17 protein-coding genes and 1 pseudogene are annotated in these 17,725 nt (G+C 31.4%); 1 reads left to right on the top strand and 17 read right to left on the bottom strand.

Features of this window, described 5'->3' with window-relative positions; all coding sequences use genetic code 11:
* Window positions 1-7: 7 nt before the first annotated feature.
* The 9 genes and pseudogenes from FNL83_RS06270 to FNL83_RS06230 all read right to left on the bottom strand — a co-directional run bounded on the left by FNL83_RS06270 (window position 8) and on the right by FNL83_RS06230 (window position 10,023).
* Window positions 8-806 (bottom strand): annotated as a pseudogene (locus FNL83_RS06270) (metal ABC transporter ATP-binding protein).
* A gap of 201 nt (window positions 807-1,007) precedes the next feature.
* The gene (locus FNL83_RS06265; protein WP_002456488.1) at window positions 1,008-1,898 is read right to left on the bottom strand and encodes a deoxyribonuclease IV; all 891 of its coding nucleotides are present in this window, start codon (window positions 1,896-1,898) and stop codon (window positions 1,008-1,010) included.
* Window positions 1,899-1,907: 9 nt separating this feature from the next.
* Complete coding sequence (locus tag FNL83_RS06260) at window positions 1,908-3,254, bottom strand: DEAD/DEAH box helicase (protein WP_001832762.1); 1,347 nt, start codon at window positions 3,252-3,254, stop codon at window positions 1,908-1,910.
* Window positions 3,255-3,288: 34 nt separating this feature from the next.
* Window positions 3,289-4,389, bottom strand: coding sequence for a Nif3-like dinuclear metal center hexameric protein (locus FNL83_RS06255; protein ID WP_001831093.1), 1,101 nt, complete (start codon window positions 4,387-4,389; stop codon window positions 3,289-3,291).
* On the bottom strand, window positions 4,379-5,068 hold the full coding sequence (locus FNL83_RS06250) for a tRNA (adenine(22)-N(1))-methyltransferase (protein WP_001831175.1): 690 nt from the start codon (window positions 5,066-5,068) through the stop codon (window positions 4,379-4,381). Before FNL83_RS06250 ends, FNL83_RS06255 begins: the two co-directional genes overlap by 11 nt.
* A 154-nt stretch (window positions 5,069-5,222) precedes the next feature.
* The gene (gene rpoD, locus FNL83_RS06245) at window positions 5,223-6,329 is read right to left on the bottom strand and encodes an RNA polymerase sigma factor RpoD (RefSeq protein WP_002440071.1); all 1,107 of its coding nucleotides are present in this window, start codon (window positions 6,327-6,329) and stop codon (window positions 5,223-5,225) included.
* A gap of 270 nt (window positions 6,330-6,599) precedes the next feature.
* Window positions 6,600-8,396, bottom strand: coding sequence for a DNA primase (gene dnaG, locus FNL83_RS06240; RefSeq protein WP_001831005.1), 1,797 nt, complete (start codon window positions 8,394-8,396; stop codon window positions 6,600-6,602).
* Between the two features lie 173 nt (window positions 8,397-8,569).
* A complete protein-coding gene (locus FNL83_RS06235; protein ID WP_001831146.1) occupies window positions 8,570-9,388 on the bottom strand; it encodes a pyruvate, water dikinase regulatory protein in 819 nt (272 codons plus the stop codon).
* Between the two features lie 11 nt (window positions 9,389-9,399).
* Entirely contained in the window at window positions 9,400-10,023 is a 624-nt protein-coding gene (locus tag FNL83_RS06230; protein ID WP_010959185.1) for a transcriptional regulator CcpN, read from the bottom strand.
* Between the two features lie 335 nt (window positions 10,024-10,358).
* Between FNL83_RS06230 and FNL83_RS06225 the strand changes: the two genes are divergently transcribed.
* Window positions 10,359-11,750: a glycine--tRNA ligase gene (locus tag FNL83_RS06225; RefSeq protein WP_002456487.1), complete on the top strand. Its 1,392-nt coding sequence runs from the start codon at window positions 10,359-10,361 to the stop codon at window positions 11,748-11,750.
* 129 nt (window positions 11,751-11,879) lie between these two features.
* Here FNL83_RS06225 and recO read toward each other — a convergent pair whose 3' ends face one another.
* The 8 genes from recO to floA all read right to left on the bottom strand — a co-directional run bounded on the left by recO (window position 11,880) and on the right by floA (window position 17,717).
* Entirely contained in the window at window positions 11,880-12,641 is a 762-nt protein-coding gene (recO, locus tag FNL83_RS06220; RefSeq protein WP_001830983.1) for a DNA repair protein RecO, read from the bottom strand.
* A gap of 25 nt (window positions 12,642-12,666) precedes the next feature.
* Entirely contained in the window at window positions 12,667-13,566 is a 900-nt protein-coding gene (gene era / locus FNL83_RS06215) for a GTPase Era (protein ID WP_001831081.1), read from the bottom strand.
* Window positions 13,566-13,970, bottom strand: a complete 405-nt coding sequence (gene cdd, locus FNL83_RS06210; RefSeq protein WP_001830967.1) for a cytidine deaminase — start codon at window positions 13,968-13,970, stop codon at window positions 13,566-13,568. Before cdd ends, era begins: the two co-directional genes overlap by 1 nt.
* Window positions 13,970-14,326 (bottom strand): diacylglycerol kinase family protein, encoded by a 357-nt coding sequence (locus tag FNL83_RS06205; RefSeq protein WP_001831257.1) that lies wholly within the window; start codon window positions 14,324-14,326, stop codon window positions 13,970-13,972. Before FNL83_RS06205 ends, cdd begins: the two co-directional genes overlap by 1 nt.
* 1 nt (window position 14,327) lies before the next feature.
* Window positions 14,328-14,795 carry an rRNA maturation RNase YbeY gene (ybeY, locus tag FNL83_RS06200; RefSeq protein WP_001831142.1) on the bottom strand — a complete coding sequence of 156 codons (468 nt, stop codon included), beginning with the start codon at window positions 14,793-14,795 and terminating at the stop codon, window positions 14,328-14,330.
* The gene (locus FNL83_RS06195; protein ID WP_001831049.1) at window positions 14,796-15,743 is read right to left on the bottom strand and encodes a PhoH family protein; all 948 of its coding nucleotides are present in this window, start codon (window positions 15,741-15,743) and stop codon (window positions 14,796-14,798) included.
* 285 nt (window positions 15,744-16,028) lie between these two features.
* The gene (locus FNL83_RS06190; protein ID WP_002456484.1) at window positions 16,029-16,712 is read right to left on the bottom strand and encodes a hypothetical protein; all 684 of its coding nucleotides are present in this window, start codon (window positions 16,710-16,712) and stop codon (window positions 16,029-16,031) included.
* Window positions 16,713-16,727: 15 nt separating this feature from the next.
* Window positions 16,728-17,717: a flotillin-like protein FloA gene (gene floA / locus FNL83_RS06185; RefSeq protein WP_001830989.1), complete on the bottom strand. Its 990-nt coding sequence runs from the start codon at window positions 17,715-17,717 to the stop codon at window positions 16,728-16,730.
* Window positions 17,718-17,725: the final 8 nt, after the last annotated feature.

Genomic DNA, 17,725 nt, shown 5'->3' with positions numbered 1-17,725 from the left:
TATAAATTTATTCATTTCCCTCATTACAACATGTTCGGTTGTGTTGATGATCAACAAATTGAATAGGATGACCATAAATTTTTGAAATTTCAACTTCATCTAAAGACTTAAATGCTTCTGTGGAACCGTGGAAATGAAGATGTTTATTTAAACATGCTACTTCAGTAGCGGTATCTGCTACAACGCCAATATCGTGAGTGACTAAAATTATTGTAATCCCCTGTTTTTTTAATTTATCAAGTGTATCGTAAAATTTGCTTACATGTTTTGCATCAATTCCGTTTGTAGGTTCATCTAACACTAGCACACTTGGGTCTGAAATAAGTGCTCTAGCAATAAGTACACGTTGTTGTTGACCACCAGATAGTTCAGCTATATTTTTATTTATTAAATGAGATATATTTAATCTCTCTAATACCTTTGTGACTTTTTGATAGTCATTTTTATTAAATCTTTGAAATAATTTTTTTGTTTTAGTCAGACCACTTAAAACAACTTCCTTTACACTAGCTGGGAAACCTGCATTGAAGGCAGAAGCTTTTTGAGAAACATAGCTAATTTTCAATGAAGATTTATTACCTTTAAATGGTTTTCCATCAACAATTATCTCGCCCTTTTGTATAGGCAATAGCCCTAGTATAACTTTTAGTAAAGTAGATTTGCCTGCCCCGTTCGGACCAACAATTGCTAAAAATTCTCCCTGATTAATTTTGATATTTATGTTCTCTAATACATGCTTATTATCGAAATAATAATCTAAATTTCGTAATTCAAAAACTGGTGTTGTCATGGTTTTCACCTCGCATATAACTATACAACTTATTAATTTTTATGTAAATAGTAATGTTTACGACTATTTTAAATTACATATAGTTTTGCTTGTTCTATAATTAGTCTAGTGACTTTATAGTCGCAATTAAAACGATGTTATTTTTATTTAACATGATGAAATAATTAAGCCATTCACTGAATGAAAAGACGATGAATGGCTTAATTTTATAAATATTTTATTGAGTTAAAATTTTGTTTTTGAGTTCTGGATCAAATTTTTGTGATTTTAACATGTCTATTTCTAATTTATACGGTGGTTTTTTATTTTTTTTATCTTCACCAACATATGGAGTTTCTAATATTTTGGGAATATTTTTAAAAGTATCATGATGTACTACGTAATTAAGTGCATCAAAGCCAATATGACCAAAGCCGATATTTTCGTGACGATCCTTCTGAGCACCTCTTAGGTTTTTACTGTCATTAACATGTACTACTTTAATTCGATCTACTCCAATTATGCTGTCGAATTTTTCTAGTACACCATCGAAATCTTCTTTGACGTTATAACCGGCATCATGAGTGTGGCACGTATCAAAACATACTGATAAGCGATCATTATGTGTAACACCATCAATTATTTGAGCAATTTCTTCAAAAGATCTCCCTACTTCTGTTCCTTTACCCGCCATAGTTTCAAGTGCTATTCTTACATCATTATCATGTGTGAGTACTTCATTAAGTCCTTCAATAATTTTTTGAATTCCTTTATCTACACCTGCTCCGACATGCGCTCCAGGATGCAGTACAATATCTTTCGCTCCGAGCGCTTGAGTTCTTTCGATTTCTTTTTGTAGAAAGTCGACTCCTAAATTAAATACTTCAGGTTTGGTTGTATTTGCAATGTTAATGATATATGGTGCATGTACAACGATATTTGATAAGCCATATGTTTTCATTGCCTGCTGGCCTTTTTCGATATTTAAATCTTCAATATTTTTACGTCTTGTATTTTGAGGCGCACCTGTATAAATCATAAATGTAGATTCACCATATTTATGTGCTTCTTCTGCTGACCCTTGCAGCATTTTTTTGCCACTCATTGAAACATGTGATCCTATTAACATTCATTTCACCTATCCTTTATTATTTTTTCGTTTTTGTCTATTTTGCTTTTTACTATACTGCTTTCTTTCTTGACGTTTCATTTTTTCAACTTCTTGTTTAAACTTCTTTTTATAGCCTGGTTTAACTTTACGTTTTGATTTACTTCTTACTTTGTGTTTAACTTCATTTGTTAAATGGTCATCTTTGCGCTGTCTTGATTTACGCATATTGTATGCCTTTATCGGTTTTAATTCACCATTCTTAATATCTACATTTTCAAATTTATAACCTCTGTCTTCAATAAGAGTAATATTACTTTCTTCATCAGGACTATATAATGTAATGGCTACACCTTTATAATTACCTCTTCCTGTTCGACCTACGCGATGTGTGAAGAAATCGATATCATTGGGTACATCGAAATTAATAACATGACTTACGCCTTCAATATCTATTCCTCTAGAAGCAAGATCGCTTGCAATGACAAATTGAAAATCTAAATTTCTTATTCTTTTCATTTGTTGTTTACGTTCTCTTGGTGTTAAACCACCATGAATCATACCTATTTTAATTCCTTCTTTATTTAAAGTGTCTGCCAATTCATCGGCATTTTCACGACTGTTACAGAAAATAATACATAGATAAGGATTCAATATATCTATCAATTCCAATGTTTTATCTACCTTAGCAGAACCTTTTGTAGGAATTAGATAAAATTCGATATTTTCTTTATTATGAGCTTTGCCATCAACTTCTACAAATTCTGGTTGACTTAAATATTTATTTAAAAATGGTTGTAATGATTTAGGTATTGTTGCACTAAATACCGCTAGATGAGCATTTTCATCATCTAATCTCGCTGCAATATGGTCAACATCTTCAATGAGACCGAGGTCAATCATTAAATCAGCTTCATCTATAATTAAATATGACGCTAAATGTGCATGAAGATAACCTGAATGTGCTAAATCATTAATTCTTGTTGGTGTACCAATAATGAGTTGTGGTTGATGGCTACATCGTTGTTTATCTTTTTCTAAATCGGTACCACCAATGAAAAGTTTTACATTTATACCTTTTTTGAATTTTACTAAATGCATAGCAACTTGATATAGTTGCTGAGCAAGTTCACGTGTTGGAGCTACTACGATGGCTTGTGGCTCTTGAATGTCACTTTCTATAAGTTGAATTAATGGTAAAAGAAAAGCGTGTGACTTTCCAGTTCCAGTTTGAGATTGTCCTATTAAATTTGTTCCTTTAAGAATTCTCGGTATGATTCTATTTTGGATTTCAGTCGGTTTTTCAAAATTGAGATTTTTAACAGCTTCAATTAAATTCTCATCTAAATTAAAGTGTTCAAATGGATGTTTTGACATAATTTGTTCTCCTTTAAATGTTTATCAATAACATTTATTTATATTTAAATGGATCTGTGTTGATTTCAGAAGCATATATTGGAAATTGATTTTCATATTTAAATAACCATTTTTCTAATAATTCTTTTAATCCTTCTTTCATAACATACTCACTATAATGATTGATGTCTAATAAATTTACATTTTGGATTTTAGCATCTAAAGCATCATGGTGTTTAATATCACCAGTAACAAAAACATCTGCTCCAAGTTGGCTAGCTTTATACTCAAATCCTATACCTGAACCACCTATGATAGCTACTTTCTTAATTGGACTATCATGTTGACCTGTATATCGTACGCTCGGTATATTGAGCTGTTTTTTGGCATATTCAGAAAATTCATCTAAAGTCATAGTTTGGTTTAATTGTCCAATAATCCCTAATCCATACTCACTTTCTTTGTTCATTTTAATAAAATCAAAAACTGGTGTTTCGTATGGGTGATTATCTAAAATAGCACGTTTAGTTATTTCTAATTCATTGTCTTTTATCATAAACTCAAGTTTTATTTCATCAACATATTCGATACTATCTAACTTCCCTATATAAGGACTTGCATCACCTACTGGTTTAAATTGCCCTTTACCTTCACTTTCAAAGAAACAATATTCGTAATTACCTTCTTTAGCTAATCCAAGTTCGTTTAAACTGTCTTTGAAATCTTCAATATAATTTTTAGGTATAAAAGTTTGAACTTTGTAATAATATGAGCTATTTGTATTAATCATTGATATGTTCTCTAAACCTATTTGATCCGCTAACATTCGATTGACACCTTTAGGATTTACATCAAGATTAGTGTGTAATGCTATAAGATTGATATTATTTTGGATAAGTTTACGAATTATACTACCATATCCATCTTCAACGATACGTTTTACTCCTTTGAAAATAAGTGGATGATGAGCAATGATGGTATTGGTATTAAGTTCAATTGCTTGGTTAACAACATCATCGGTGCAGTCGAGTGTTGTCAGAATACCTGTAATATCTAACTTATCATTACCAATTAATAATCCTACATTATCCCATGATTCAGCTTGATGAAATGGAACGTGATTATTTAAAACTTCCATCAGTTCACTAATTTTCATTAATTAACACCTCTTGTATTAAGTTAATTTCATCTTCTATTTCTTTTAGTCTCTCATGATGTGATGTTGAATTCAATTGGGATTTTATATCACGCAGTGCTTCTAACTCTCTTTGCCATTTTTTTTGAAAAATGTTATTACATTCTCTAAGTAAAAATGGTCCGAATTTTTCTTGTAATATATTTAATTTAACTAAGTTATTATTAAACTCAGCTACCACGATTTCATATATGTGACCCTTTTCCTCAATGATTCTTTCATCAACGATTTCATATGAAAGTTTATTAAGAGTTTGTCTTAATGCTTGAGTTTGTATGTTGCTTTGTAGTATGAGTCTTGGATGGTTAACTAATTTATCTTTTCCATCGTTTAATATTTTTGCAATTAATGGCCCTCCCATACCACAAACAGTTATATTATCAATTTGGTCTTCTGAGTTTATAACGCTTAGACCATCGCCTAGACGTACATCAACCTGTTGATTTAATTCATAATTTGCAATATTTCTTTTAGCAGCCTTATAAGGTCCTTGAATCACTTCTCCCGCTATTGCTTTTGTGCATAAGTCGTTTTGAATTGCATATATAGGTAGATATGCGTGGTCTGAGCCAATATCAGCCAATGTTCCTCTTTTAATAAATGAGCATACAATTGATAATCTTTGGTTAAGGTTAATCATTTTTAAACTCCTTATATGTATTAAAAAAGAGTAGGATAGAATTCAGTAATAAGAAATTTGAATTCACTATCCCACCCTTCTTTAGTGTGATGATTTAGTTAAACGACATTACTATTAATTAATAATTCAAACGCCAATGTCTTATTCCTTTAATTTAATCCATGAAATCTTTAAGACGTTTACTTCGACTAGGATGTCTTAGTTTTCTTAAAGCTTTTGCTTCAATCTGACGAATTCTTTCACGTGTTACACCGAATACTTTTCCAACTTCTTCTAGTGTTCTTGTTCGTCCATCATCTAAACCAAAACGTAAACGTAAAACATTTTCTTCTCTGTCAGTAAGTGTATCTAAAACATCTTCTAATTGTTCTTTTAACAATTCGTATGCTGCATGGTCAGATGGACTTTGAGCTTCTTGGTCCTCAATGAAATCTCCTAAATGACTATCATCTTCTTCACCAATTGGCGTCTCTAATGAAACGGGTTCTTGTGCAATTTTTAAAATCTCTCTGACTTTTTCTGGTGGTAAATCCATTTCTTCTCCAATTTCTTCAGGAGCTGGATCTCTTCCTAAATCTTGCAATAATTGACGTTGAACACGAATCAATTTATTAATCGTTTCTACCATGTGTACTGGTATTCGAATTGTACGTGCTTGGTCAGCAATTGCTCGTGTAATAGCTTGTCTAATCCACCAAGTGGCATATGTTGAAAATTTAAATCCTTTGCTAAAATCAAACTTTTCCACAGCTTTAATTAAGCCCATATTACCTTCTTGAATCAAATCTAAGAATAACATTCCACGACCAACATATCGTTTAGCAATACTAACAACTAAACGCAAGTTTGCTTCAGCTAATCGTGATTTAGCAATTTCATCACCTTGTTCAATTCTTTTTGCAAGCTCAATTTCTTCTTGAGCACTTAAAAGATTAACTCTACCAATTTCCTTTAAATACATACGCACTGGGTCATTGATTTTGACACCAGGAGGGGCACTCAAATCATTAGGATTGATTTTATCATCCGTGTCAGAACTATCTTTTTCATTAACAAGTGTAATGTCATTGTCATTCAATTGGTCGAAGAAATCATCCATTTGATCTGAGTCCATTTCAAAATTTTGCAGTTTTTCAGCGATTTCTTCGTGACTTAAATGACCTTCTTTTTTTCCTTTATCAATTAATTGTTTTTTAACATCTTCTAGTGTTAAAGTCGGATCAATTGTTTGCTTTTTAATTTTAACTTGGTTGTCAGACATGAAAAGGCCTCCCGATTTTAGTAAATACTGATAATCTATTAATAATTATATATTATATCAATTTAATATGATTTGTATATTCTAAATAATCACTAGATTACACTGAGTAAGTGAAAATCAAGTGATATTACCTTAAATAAGCGGTGTTCAATTGAATAAATATACACTTTTGAAGTTCTGATATAACAAATTTACCCGATAAATAATTAAAGTAACCATATTCGATTAACTACTCTTGAATTTTAAATTAAATCCTTTTAAATATTGCTTTTACATTCGATTTTTATTTTTGTTAACGATAAGTTGCAAATAATATTTTTGTAATTCTGAATCTCCAATACGCGATGCTTCCCTTAATTTATAATTCAAACTTTCTAAGGAATCTTCGTTATTATTATTTTTAATAATTTGAATATAGTCCTCTATTTCGTTTTCATAAGGTTCATCATTTAGATGATATTGATCTAATTCAATAAGAACTTCTCTCAATTCATTAGATTCAATATATTGCATCATATCGCTAATTGTATAATAATCATTTTTTGAATAATAGTCGTACAAATAACTAAATATACGCTTTAAATAGCTATTTGTAAAGTCTTCTGGCACAATTTTTTGATAATAATTCAAAAAAGTATCTTTATCTTTCGTTAAATGCTTAATTAAAGCTCTTTCTGCTTTCTCATTTTTAGTCAGACGACCGAGTATTAATTGTTGTTTGCTTGGCTCATCTTGAAAAGTGGGATAAGTGTTCGACGACATCTGATGTTGATAAGTTGCATCTAACTCATATTGAATGGTTTCTGGATTAACTTTAAATATATCAGCTATGTTTTGAATAAGTTTATTACGAATGATACCTGAATTGACTAAAGAAAGGTCTCGCACAGTTTCTTTAAAATGTTTTTCGTATGCAAGATCATTATGATTAATCTCATTTTGATACATTTTAACTTTAAATAGCACAAATGATTGTTTGTCTTGTTGAACAAATTTTAAGAATTGTTCGTTATCATATTTTCTAATATAGTCATCAGGATCCATACCTGAAGGTAGTTGAACCACATACACATTTAAGCCTTGATTCAACAGTGCTTGTCCAGTTTTTAGAGTAGCTTCTTTACCAGCATAATCACCATCAAACATTAATGTTACATTTTGCGTTAGTTTTTGTAAAAAAGTAATATGTTCTTGTGATAACTGTGTACCCATACTAGCGACAACTTGTTTTAAACCAGCATAATCTGATTTAATTACATCCATGAAACCTTCTAATAAAATAATTTCATCTTGCTTTCGAATAAATTTACGTGCTTTATTTAAATTATATAAAATTCTACGCTTCTGGAAAATAGGTGTTTCTGGACTATTTAAATATTTTGGTTCTTGATCAGTATATGTCCGTCCTGAATACCCAACAATTCGTCCTTGTCCATTCTTTAATGGAAACATAATTCTATTTCTAAATCTATCAAAATATGTGAAATTCTCTTCATTACGAGATAACAAACCCGCTTCAAATGCTAGTTCTATATCATATCCTTTTTTTTCAAGAAAATCATGACAAAAATGTGAGTTATCAGGTGCATATCCAATTTCTCTTTCTTTAATAAGGTCATCCGTAAAGCCGCGTTCATGTAAATAATTTAGGGCTTCCTCACCTTCAACTGTTTTCATTAAAGCATAATGATAATAATCTTTAATGAGTTCATGCATCTCAATCATTTTCAACTCATCAGACGCAATTTTTGTCGAGGAATTTGTTTGGTTCTGCCCGATATCAACTTGAATATTAACTCGTTCACCCAAGTCCTTTACAGCTTCAACAAATGATACGTCTTTAATTTCTTGCGTAAATTGAAAAACATTACCACCTTTTTTACATCCAAAACAATGACAAATTTGTTTATCTTCTGAAACTGTAAATGAGGGTGTTTTTTCATCATGAAAAGGACACAAACCGATATAATTGCGTCCTCTTTTTTCAAGTTTTACATATTCACTAACTAAATCTAATATATCAGTTTTATTTTTTATTTCATCAATGACGGATTGATCTATACGCAAAAGACATCACCTATCAATATTCATAATTGCTAATTGTTTATTTTTATGTGGTTGCTAAAAGAATGAAGGAATATATTTCAAACATTAAATACCACCTATAAAATACATTTATTTCTATGGTAGCAATCTTATTAAAGTTCTATTATTATACCTTCAATTTATTGGAAAAGAAATCATTTCGATTTATTTTGTTCGATAAAATGAATAATATCATTTGCTGTTTCTTCAATGGCTTTATCTGAAACGTCAATAACAGGACAACCAATCTTATCGACTAACTTTTCAAAGTAATCTAATTCTTCCTGAATTCTTGCTTCAGTTGCATATCTAGCTTTGTCACCTAATCCTAATTGTTTTAATCTCTCTTTACGTATACGATTTAATTTTTCTTCACTAATTTTTAACGCAATACATTTTGATGGATCAACATTAAATAAACCGTCTGGTGGAGTCACTTCAGGTACTATTGGAATATTCATTACTTTATAGCTTTTATGTGCTAAATATTGAGATAAAGGTGTTTTTGATGTTCTTGAAATGCCAAGTAACACAATATCTGCTTTCGGCAATCCTTTAGGATCTTTTCCGTCATCGTATTTAACAGCAAATTCGATTGCATCAATCTTTTTAAAATAAGCATCGTCCAATCGGTGAACCATTCCTGGTTCATAATAAGGTGTTTCTTCAATAGAATTCGATAACAATTCCATTAGTGGACCCATGATGTCAACAGATTTCAATGCATGTTCATTGACTTTTGATATCATATACTTTTTAATTTCGGGTTTTATTAATGTATAAACAATGATTGCATTCGTATCTTTAGCAACCTGAATCACTTCATCAACATTTTCAAATGATTCGATATATGGATATCGAAGGAATTCATGCTTACATTGTTTAGGGTTGAATTGTGAAACGCCTGCTCTTGCAACGAGTTCCGCAGTTTCACCAATTGAATCAGAGGCAACAATTATCTTTATATTATCCATGTACTTACCACCTATTCTTTAAATAATGAAACGAATAATTTAGTGATTGTTGTTTTAGAGATGCGACCTATTACTTCAAATTTGTCGTTTTCTTTAGGTCTAACAATTGGTAATGAATCTATCTCTTTATCAATCATTTGATTTGCAGCATAAATAACGAGTTCCTGTTCTTTTAAATATGAAACATGAGGCATTCTAGTCATATTTACACTGATAGGCATTGTATGTATGTCCTCACCAATCATTGAGGCACGAAGTAAGTCTTTCCTAGAACATACTCCTACAAAATCGTTATTCTCATTTGTAATAAATAATGTACTGACATCTTCTAAAAAGATGGTACATATAGCATCATAAACAGTCATGTTTTCTTTTATGACAACAGGATGCGACATATAATCTTTTACAACATATTTTCGTAATTTTTCGTTTATGATTTTATTTTTAGATTTACCAGAATAGAAATAACCTACTCGAGGACGTGCCTCTATAAAACCAGACATCGTGAGTATAGCCAAGTCAGGACGTAATGTAGCACGAGTTAAATTGATTTTTTCAGCTATATGCTCGCCCGTGATAGGTCCTTCCGATTTAACAATCTCTATTATTTGTTCTTGTCTTTGACTTAATTCTATAGGTCTTCACCCCTTTTTAATACTTACTCATTATAACTTTTATTTTCAATTGCTACAAATACATATAAACACTTGCTATTAAAAATTATTTCAATTAGAATTATTAATAAGCGAGTTAAGGATGGTGTGAGCTTAACAAATATATTTTGGCATATGATTAAATTTTTATAAAAGCGAGTGTTTACACTAATTTGGGTGGAACCGCGGGTTGAAAAGTAAATAAACACATGTTATTACAACAATGTGTTTTAAATAATTTAAACTCGTCCCAAGATAATATTGCATAATCTATGTGTATTGTCTTGGGGCGTTTTTATGTATAAGGAGAGGCTTTTATGGTTAAAAATATGGATACAATTGTACAACTTGCGAAGCATAGAGGATTTGTATTCCCTGGTAGTGATATTTATGGTGGATTATCGAATACATGGGATTATGGTCCGTTAGGTGTTGAATTAAAAAATAATATTAAAAAAGCTTGGTGGCAAAAATTTATTACGCAATCACCTTACAATGTGGGTATTGATGCTGCGATTCTTATGAATCCAAAAACATGGGAAGCATCAGGACATTTAGGAAATTTTAATGATCCTATGATTGATAATAAGGACAGTAAAATTCGTTATCGTGCAGATAAATTAATCGAAGATTATATGCAAAATGAAAAAGGTGACGAAAACTTTATAGCAGATGGCTTAAGTTTTGATGAGATGAAAAAAATTATAGATGATGAAGGAATTGTTTGTCCGGTCAGTAAGACTGCAAACTGGACCGATATCCGTCAATTTAATCTTATGTTCAAGACTTTCCAAGGTGTTACTGAAGATTCTACTAATGAATTATTTTTACGACCTGAAACAGCTCAAGGTATTTTTGTGAACTATAAAAATGTTCAACGTTCTATGCGTAAAAAATTACCTTTTGGTATTGGTCAAATTGGTAAATCATTCCGTAATGAAATCACACCAGGAAACTTTATTTTCAGAACAAGAGAATTCGAACAAATGGAACTTGAATTCTTCTGTAAACCTGGCGAAGAAATTGAGTGGCAAAATTATTGGAAAACTTTTGCAAGTGAATGGTTAACAGATTTAAACATCTCAGAAGACAATATGCGCCTTAGAGATCATGATGAAGATGAATTATCACACTATTCCAATGCTACTACTGATATTGAATATAAATTCCCATTTGGTTGGGGTGAATTATGGGGTATTGCGAGTCGTACAGACTATGATTTAAGACAACATAGTGAACATTCAGGTGAAGATTTTAAATATCACGATCCTGAAACAAACGAAAAATACATTCCTTATTGTATTGAACCATCTCTTGGTGCAGATCGTGTGACTTTAGCATTTTTATGTGACGCGTATGCTGAAGAAGGTGTTGAAGGTAGTAAAGATGCACGTACAGTTATGCACTTCCACCCTGCTTTAGCACCATATAAAGCGGCAGTATTACCATTAAGTAAAAAATTATCAAGTGAAGCTATTAAAATTTTTGAACAACTAAGCTCTAGCTTTGCAATAGACTTTGATGAATCACAATCTATTGGTAAACGTTATCGTCGTCAAGATGAAATAGGTACACCATATTGTATTACTTTTGATTTTGATTCATTAGAGGACAACCAAGTAACAGTGCGTGACAGAGATAGTATGGAACAAGTACGTATGCCAATATCAGAACTTGAAACATTTTTAGCTGAGAAAGTTAAATTTTAGTTTACTATTTAGTTATAAGTAAAAATTTTGAATACGAATAAAGCTCCTATCTTAAGTTTTAACAACAAAAGATAGGAGCTTTTTATTGATAAATTTATTTTAAGATCTTTCATTATAATAGAAATCTTTTTACAATGAATCTTTTTCTAATCTATTTAATTGATTTATTAATTTTTGACTTTTAAAAAACATACCAGCATACTCACGATAAAGCATGATAAGTAGTTCAGACATTTCATTTAATATGTCTTGCTGAATATTTAAATGATTCATCTTACTTATAGGTAATTGCTGCAGGATATTAAGAAGATATAAGGTGCGATTAGAGAGATGAAAAGCATGTTGATCCTGATATAATGCAGATTCTGAAATAGCACCGTCAAATTTAAAACTATACGCTATAAGTTTTGATTGATCTTGAATGCCGGTAATTGCACAGTGATCAAATGAAGCTGTGAATCCAAATTTAGACATATTTTTTAATAAGACGATTACAGACATTAATTGTGCAGGGGTTCCTTCGTTAATTTTGGAAAGAACAAATTGAAGTAAGTCATAATTATATTTTGAAACCTCATTCTCTTCCATTGATCGGTCAATTGTTTCAGCACATAAAGATGCATAGCTACTTTCAAATAAGTCGAGTTGGAGTTCATAATGTTGATTAATCACATCAACAGAATTTAGTGTTCCCATGCCTCGCCATTTATTATATATAAATAAGCCATATACGAAAAGCTGTGTATTTGCTTGAAGTCCAGACTTAACTTTTTTTGCTCGTCTGGCCATTAGTGGTATTTTAGCTCCGTATTCATTTAAAATTGTAATAATTTTGTCTGATTCACCATAATCAACAGATTTGATAATGATGCCCTTTTGTTTCATTAGCATCAGTTGATCACCAACCTTCTATTGATTAATCTTGATCTTCAACATATCCAATTTGTCTTATAAAATTAACCTTATTTCTCCAATCACGTTGTACTTTCACCCATAATTCAAGATAAACTTTCGAGCCAAGTAACATCTCGATATCTCTACGTGCACGTTTACCCACTTCTTTAAGCTTTTTACCACCTTTACCTATTACTATACCTTTTTGTGAATCTCTTTCAACATAAATTGTCGCCTCAATACGTACTCTATCTTCATCCTCTTTAATCATACGATCGACATTGACACCAATTGCATGTGGAATTTCTTCACTAGTCAAATGTAGAATTTTTTCTCTAATGATTTCACTCACCACAAATTGCTCAGGATGGTCTGAAATTTGATTGTCAGGATAATATTTAGGCCCTTCTGGTAAAAAAGATTTTAATACATCAATAAAATGATCAACATTCAACCCTTCTAAAGCAGAAATTGGAATTATGTCTGTAAAATCCATATATGACTGATATTGTTCAATTTTTGGCATCAATGTATCTGGATGAACCAAATCAATTTTATTTAAAACTAAAAATATAGGTGTTTTGACGTTTTTTAGCATTTCCATTATATACTCGTCTCCTCTACCTATATCTTCATTTACATTAACCATAAACATAATAGCATCAATTTCAGAAAGTGTGTTTTTAGCTACTCTCATCATGTAATCTCCCAATTTATGTTTAGGCTTATGGATACCAGGTGTATCGATAAAGATGATTTGAGCATCATCTCTTGTCATCACACCTTGTATTTTATTTCTAGTCGTCTGAGCTTTATCTGACATAATAGCAATTTTATGTCCTATTACTCTGTTTACAAAGGTAGATTTACCTACATTAGGTCTACCGATAATTGAAACAAATCCTGATTTATGTTCTGTCATTAATTTAAATCCTTTCCAGAAAATCCTAATGGTAATAATTCATCAACTGTAGCTTCTATCATATCTCCGTTTTGATTGGTCATATATACAGGCATATCTTTATCACAAAGTTCCATCATCACCTGGCGACATGCGCCACATGGGGATGATGGTTTATCAGCATCGACAGTAACTGTAATGGATTCAAAATCACCTGGTTGATAACCTTCTGATATAGCGCTTACTAAACTTGATCTTTCTGCACATATTCCCATCGGATATGCAGCGTTCTCAACATTTGCTCCATAAAAACATCGACCATCTTTCGTCTTTAAATAAGCACCAACTTTAAAGTTACTGTATGGTGCGTAAGCATTTTTTTGTGCCTCTCGGACTTCTTTAAAGTAGTGTGATTGATAACTCATTACATTCCTCCCTTAAATATTTCTAATATATATGGTAAAAAAACGATTAACCCAATACATATTGAAACGATTGAAACGATGACAACACTAAACGCAGCTATATCTTTAGCGTATTTTGCATATTCATGATAGTCAGTTGTAATTAGGTCAACAACAAATTCAATTGAGGTATTAATAGCTTCAAAACTTAAAACAAGTCCTATAGCTACGATGATTAATATCCAATCTATACGATCAATATTTAACACAAATCCTAATATGATAATAATTATGGCCGCTAAAATGTGTAATAAGAAATTTTGGTCTTTTTTTAAAATTGCGCAAAAACCCTCATATGCATATTTAAAACGTTTCATATTAATTTCTAGTTAGACCAAATTCGTTTAGTATAGCATCTTGTCGACCAAACATTTCTTTTTCATCATTATCATTCATATGATCATATCCTAGCAAATGTAAAAAGCCATGTAATGCTAAAAATCCTAATTCACGCTCAAATGAGTGTCCGTAGCTTTCTGATTGTTCTTTGGCAACATCTGTACATATAATAATATCACCTAGAACACGTGGTATATCAAAGTCATTGAAATCTATTTCTGGTTCATCTTCTTCTAGAGCAAATGAGATGACATCAGTAACTTTATCTTTGTCGCGATATACTTTATTTATATTTTGAATTTCATCTTTATCTACAAAAGTTACTGACAATTCGGCATCATTATGAATATTTTCTTTCTTCTTAGCGAATGTTAATAATTGATCTATTTGGTCAAACCAAGACGTTTCTACTAGACCTGTATGGTCACTAAAATCTATAGTAAACATTTATTCAACTCCTTCATAACGATTAATAATTTTACTTACAAGTGGATGTCTAACTACATCACTTTGATCCATTTTCATGATACTTATGCCGCTGACACCACTTAGTTTTTTTACCGCTTCTTTCAAACCACTTTTTACACCTTTTGGTAAATCGATTTGAGTTTGATCACCAGTGACAACCATTTTTGATCCAAATCCTAAGCGGGTAAGAAACATTTTCATTTGTGCATGTGTCGTATTTTGAGCTTCATCTAATATAACAAATGCATCATCTAGGGTTCTACCTCTCATATATGCTAATGGCGCAATTTCTATTACACCTCGTTCGATGAGTCTTTGAGTTTGCTCTCTACCTAAAACAGTATTTAACCCATCGTAAAGAGGTCTTAAATATGGATCTACTTTTTCTTTTAAATCGCCTGGTAGAAATCCTAGAGATTCACCTGCTTCAACAGCAGGTCTCGTTAGAACAATACGCTTAACAGATCCTTTACGTAGTTGTTTAGCCGCATATACGACTGCTAAAAAGGTTTTACCAGTTCCAGCTGGACCAATGCCAAATACTAAATCATTACGTTTCATAGCATTAATATATATACGTTGTCCCATAGTCTTAGCACGAATTGTTTTACCATAAGCATCTTTTGTAATTTCTTCATCGTATAAATCTAATAAATGATGAATTGTATTATTGTCGGCCATTTTTATAGCAGCTTCTACATCTTTAAGCGTAATTGTATTACCTAATTCAATTACTTTAAGTAAATTCTTTAGAACTAATTCTGCTTTTTCAACATGCTCTATTTTTTCACCTTTAACAGCAATTTCTTGACCTCTAGCATGTATTACGACATTAAAATGTGCTTCAATCGCTTTTAGGTTTTCATCGTTATTTCCTATTAAAGCTTGAGATTGATTAATATCGTCAATTTGAATTATTCCTGGCATAAACGCGCTCCTTTTCAAGTTACGTAAATTTAATGTTTCATCAACATGAGATAAATTTCATAATATAAATTTTAGCTTGATACATCAATATTGTATCATGCTTGCTATAAATAAATGTTGAATTAAACTCTTATTATCATTCATAGCTAAAATTCATTTTAAATCTTAATTAAATTTTACTAAAATACGTGTTTTTAGACAAACTAAAAAGAGAGTATACCGTAATAAATTACAATATACTCTCTTATATGCTTAAATATTTAAATTAATGTTTGAAAAAAATAATTAAAGCTGTTTTGGTTTATTTAAAATTTCTGACCAAATAATACCATTAATAACTTCATCACTATCATATTGAAAAGCAGAGCGCGACATGTTTTTCTCAACATTCCTAGAATTTAGTAGTTGTTTTATTCTATATCGTTTTGTTCTTTCTGAAAGATATTTATCGTTGATAATGTCTTGAGCTTTCCTCTCAATCATAACAAGTTGCTTTTCTTTTTCTTTATCAATTTCTTTACGTACGTCAATTAAATTTTTAGTTACATCTTGTTCAAGTTCTTGCTTAAGTTTTTCATAATTATCATCTCTTGATGTTGTTTTATCTGGCTGAGGGATATTTTGATGTTCATGAGTAGACGTTGTTTGACGTTTGGATTGTGAAGTATTTTGTTTTTCTTTATGATGTGATGTTTTTTTCTTTTCATTTTCATTCCAATCTTCGTTCAGTGGTGGTAATGAAGTTTCAAAAGGTTTACTCTGTTTTTTTTCAGGTTCATCATTTAATTCGTCACTAATTTCTTGAAAAGTTTTTTCTAATTTTTCAAAGAAACCACCTTCTTGATGTTGCTCGTTTGAGGTTTTTTGATTGGGTCTTTGATTTTGTCTGTCCTCGTGACTTTTATCTCGTAATGCGCTAACACCTGTAATTATCACAGATATGATGAAAATGATAATGCCAATATTCATCTTATCACCTCTTCATTATTGTTGTGGTGATTCATCATCGTTTTGATCAGTGCGCTTATTTATTGCATTTCTCATACCTGTATCCGCTTCAATATTTTTAAGGTTATAATAATCTTTAACTCCAATATTGCCTGATCTTAATGCTTCCGCCATAGCTAAAGGCACTTCGGATTCAGCTTCAACAACTTTAGCTCTCATTTCTTGAACACGCGCTTTCATTTCTTGTTCAGAAGCAACAGCCATTGCGCGACGTTCTTCTGCTTTAGCTTGTGCAATGTTCTTATCAGCAAGTGCTTGTTCTGTTTGTAAATCAGCACCGATGTTTTTGCTAATATCAACATCGGCAATATCGATAGATAGAATTTCGAATGCAGTTCCAGAGTCCAAACCTTTACTTAGTACTGTTTTTGAGATATTATCTGGATTCTCGAGCACTTCTGTATGATGCTCACTAGAACCAATTGTAGATACTATACCTTCTCCGACCCTAGCAATGATTGTTTCTTCACCAGCACCACCAACAAGTCTTGCTATGTTAGCGCGTACGGTAATACGAGCTTTCGCCTTAACTTCGATACCATTCATCGCTACACCTGCAATAAATGGCGTTTCAATAACTTTTGGATTAACTGACATTTGTACTGCTTCTAATACATCTCTACCTGCTAAATCAATGGCAGCGCCTCGCTCAAATGGTAAGTCGATATCTGCTCGTTGTGCTGCAATGTTTGCATCTACAACACGATCAACATTACCGCCTGCTAGGTAATGAGACTCAAGTTGATTTGTAGTTAAGTTTAAACCAGCTTTATGCGCTTTGATCAGAGGTGCGATAACTTTTCTTGGTGAAACCCGTCTTAAACGCATCCCCACAAGTGTGCCTATTCCAACATGTACTCCAGCAGCTAGTGCTGAAATCCATAATCCGACCGGAACAAATGAAAACAGAATGAGTAGTGCAACTACTATAATGACTGCAATGATTATAAAACCAATACTAAACATTAAATCGC

The organism is Staphylococcus epidermidis, from assembly GCF_006742205.1.
Classification (GTDB): domain Bacteria; phylum Bacillota; class Bacilli; order Staphylococcales; family Staphylococcaceae; genus Staphylococcus; species Staphylococcus epidermidis.
Note: the sequence above shows the minus strand (reverse complement) of the source record. Positions and strands in the feature narration are given on the sequence as shown.

Bases quoted from the DNA above. Each gene is read 5' to 3' on its own strand.
- FNL83_RS06195 (WP_001831049.1), bottom strand. From the start codon at position 15,743: ATGCCAGGAATAATTCAAATTGACGATATTAATCAATCTCAAGCTTTA.
- FNL83_RS06205 (WP_001831257.1), bottom strand. From the start codon at position 14,326: ATGAAACGTTTTAAATATGCATATGAGGGTTTTTGCGCAATTTTAAAA.
- cdd (WP_001830967.1), bottom strand. From the start codon at position 13,970: ATGAGTTATCAATCACACTACTTTAAAGAAGTCCGAGAGGCACAAAAA.
- FNL83_RS06265 (WP_002456488.1), bottom strand. From the start codon at position 1,898: ATGTTAATAGGATCACATGTTTCAATGAGTGGCAAAAAAATGCTGCAA.
- era (WP_001831081.1), bottom strand. From the start codon at position 13,566: ATGACAGAACATAAATCAGGATTTGTTTCAATTATCGGTAGACCTAAT.
- FNL83_RS06255 (WP_001831093.1), bottom strand. From the start codon at position 4,389: ATGAAAATTAGTGAACTGATGGAAGTTTTAAATAATCACGTTCCATTT.
- floA (WP_001830989.1), bottom strand. From the start codon at position 17,717: ATGTTTAGTATTGGTTTTATAATCATTGCAGTCATTATAGTAGTTGCA.
- FNL83_RS06235 (WP_001831146.1), bottom strand. From the start codon at position 9,388: ATGGATAATATAAAGATAATTGTTGCCTCTGATTCAATTGGTGAAACT.
- FNL83_RS06190 (WP_002456484.1), bottom strand. From the start codon at position 16,712: ATGAATATTGGCATTATCATTTTCATCATATCTGTGATAATTACAGGT.
- FNL83_RS06225 (WP_002456487.1), top strand. From the start codon at position 10,359: ATGGTTAAAAATATGGATACAATTGTACAACTTGCGAAGCATAGAGGA.
- rpoD (WP_002440071.1), bottom strand. From the start codon at position 6,329: ATGTCTGACAACCAAGTTAAAATTAAAAAGCAAACAATTGATCCGACT.
- ybeY (WP_001831142.1), bottom strand. From the start codon at position 14,795: ATGTTTACTATAGATTTTAGTGACCATACAGGTCTAGTAGAAACGTCT.
- FNL83_RS06250 (WP_001831175.1), bottom strand. From the start codon at position 5,068: ATGATTAACCTTAACCAAAGATTATCAATTGTATGCTCATTTATTAAA.
- recO (WP_001830983.1), bottom strand. From the start codon at position 12,641: ATGCTAATGAAACAAAAGGGCATCATTATCAAATCTGTTGATTATGGT.
- FNL83_RS06260 (WP_001832762.1), bottom strand. From the start codon at position 3,254: ATGTCAAAACATCCATTTGAACACTTTAATTTAGATGAGAATTTAATT.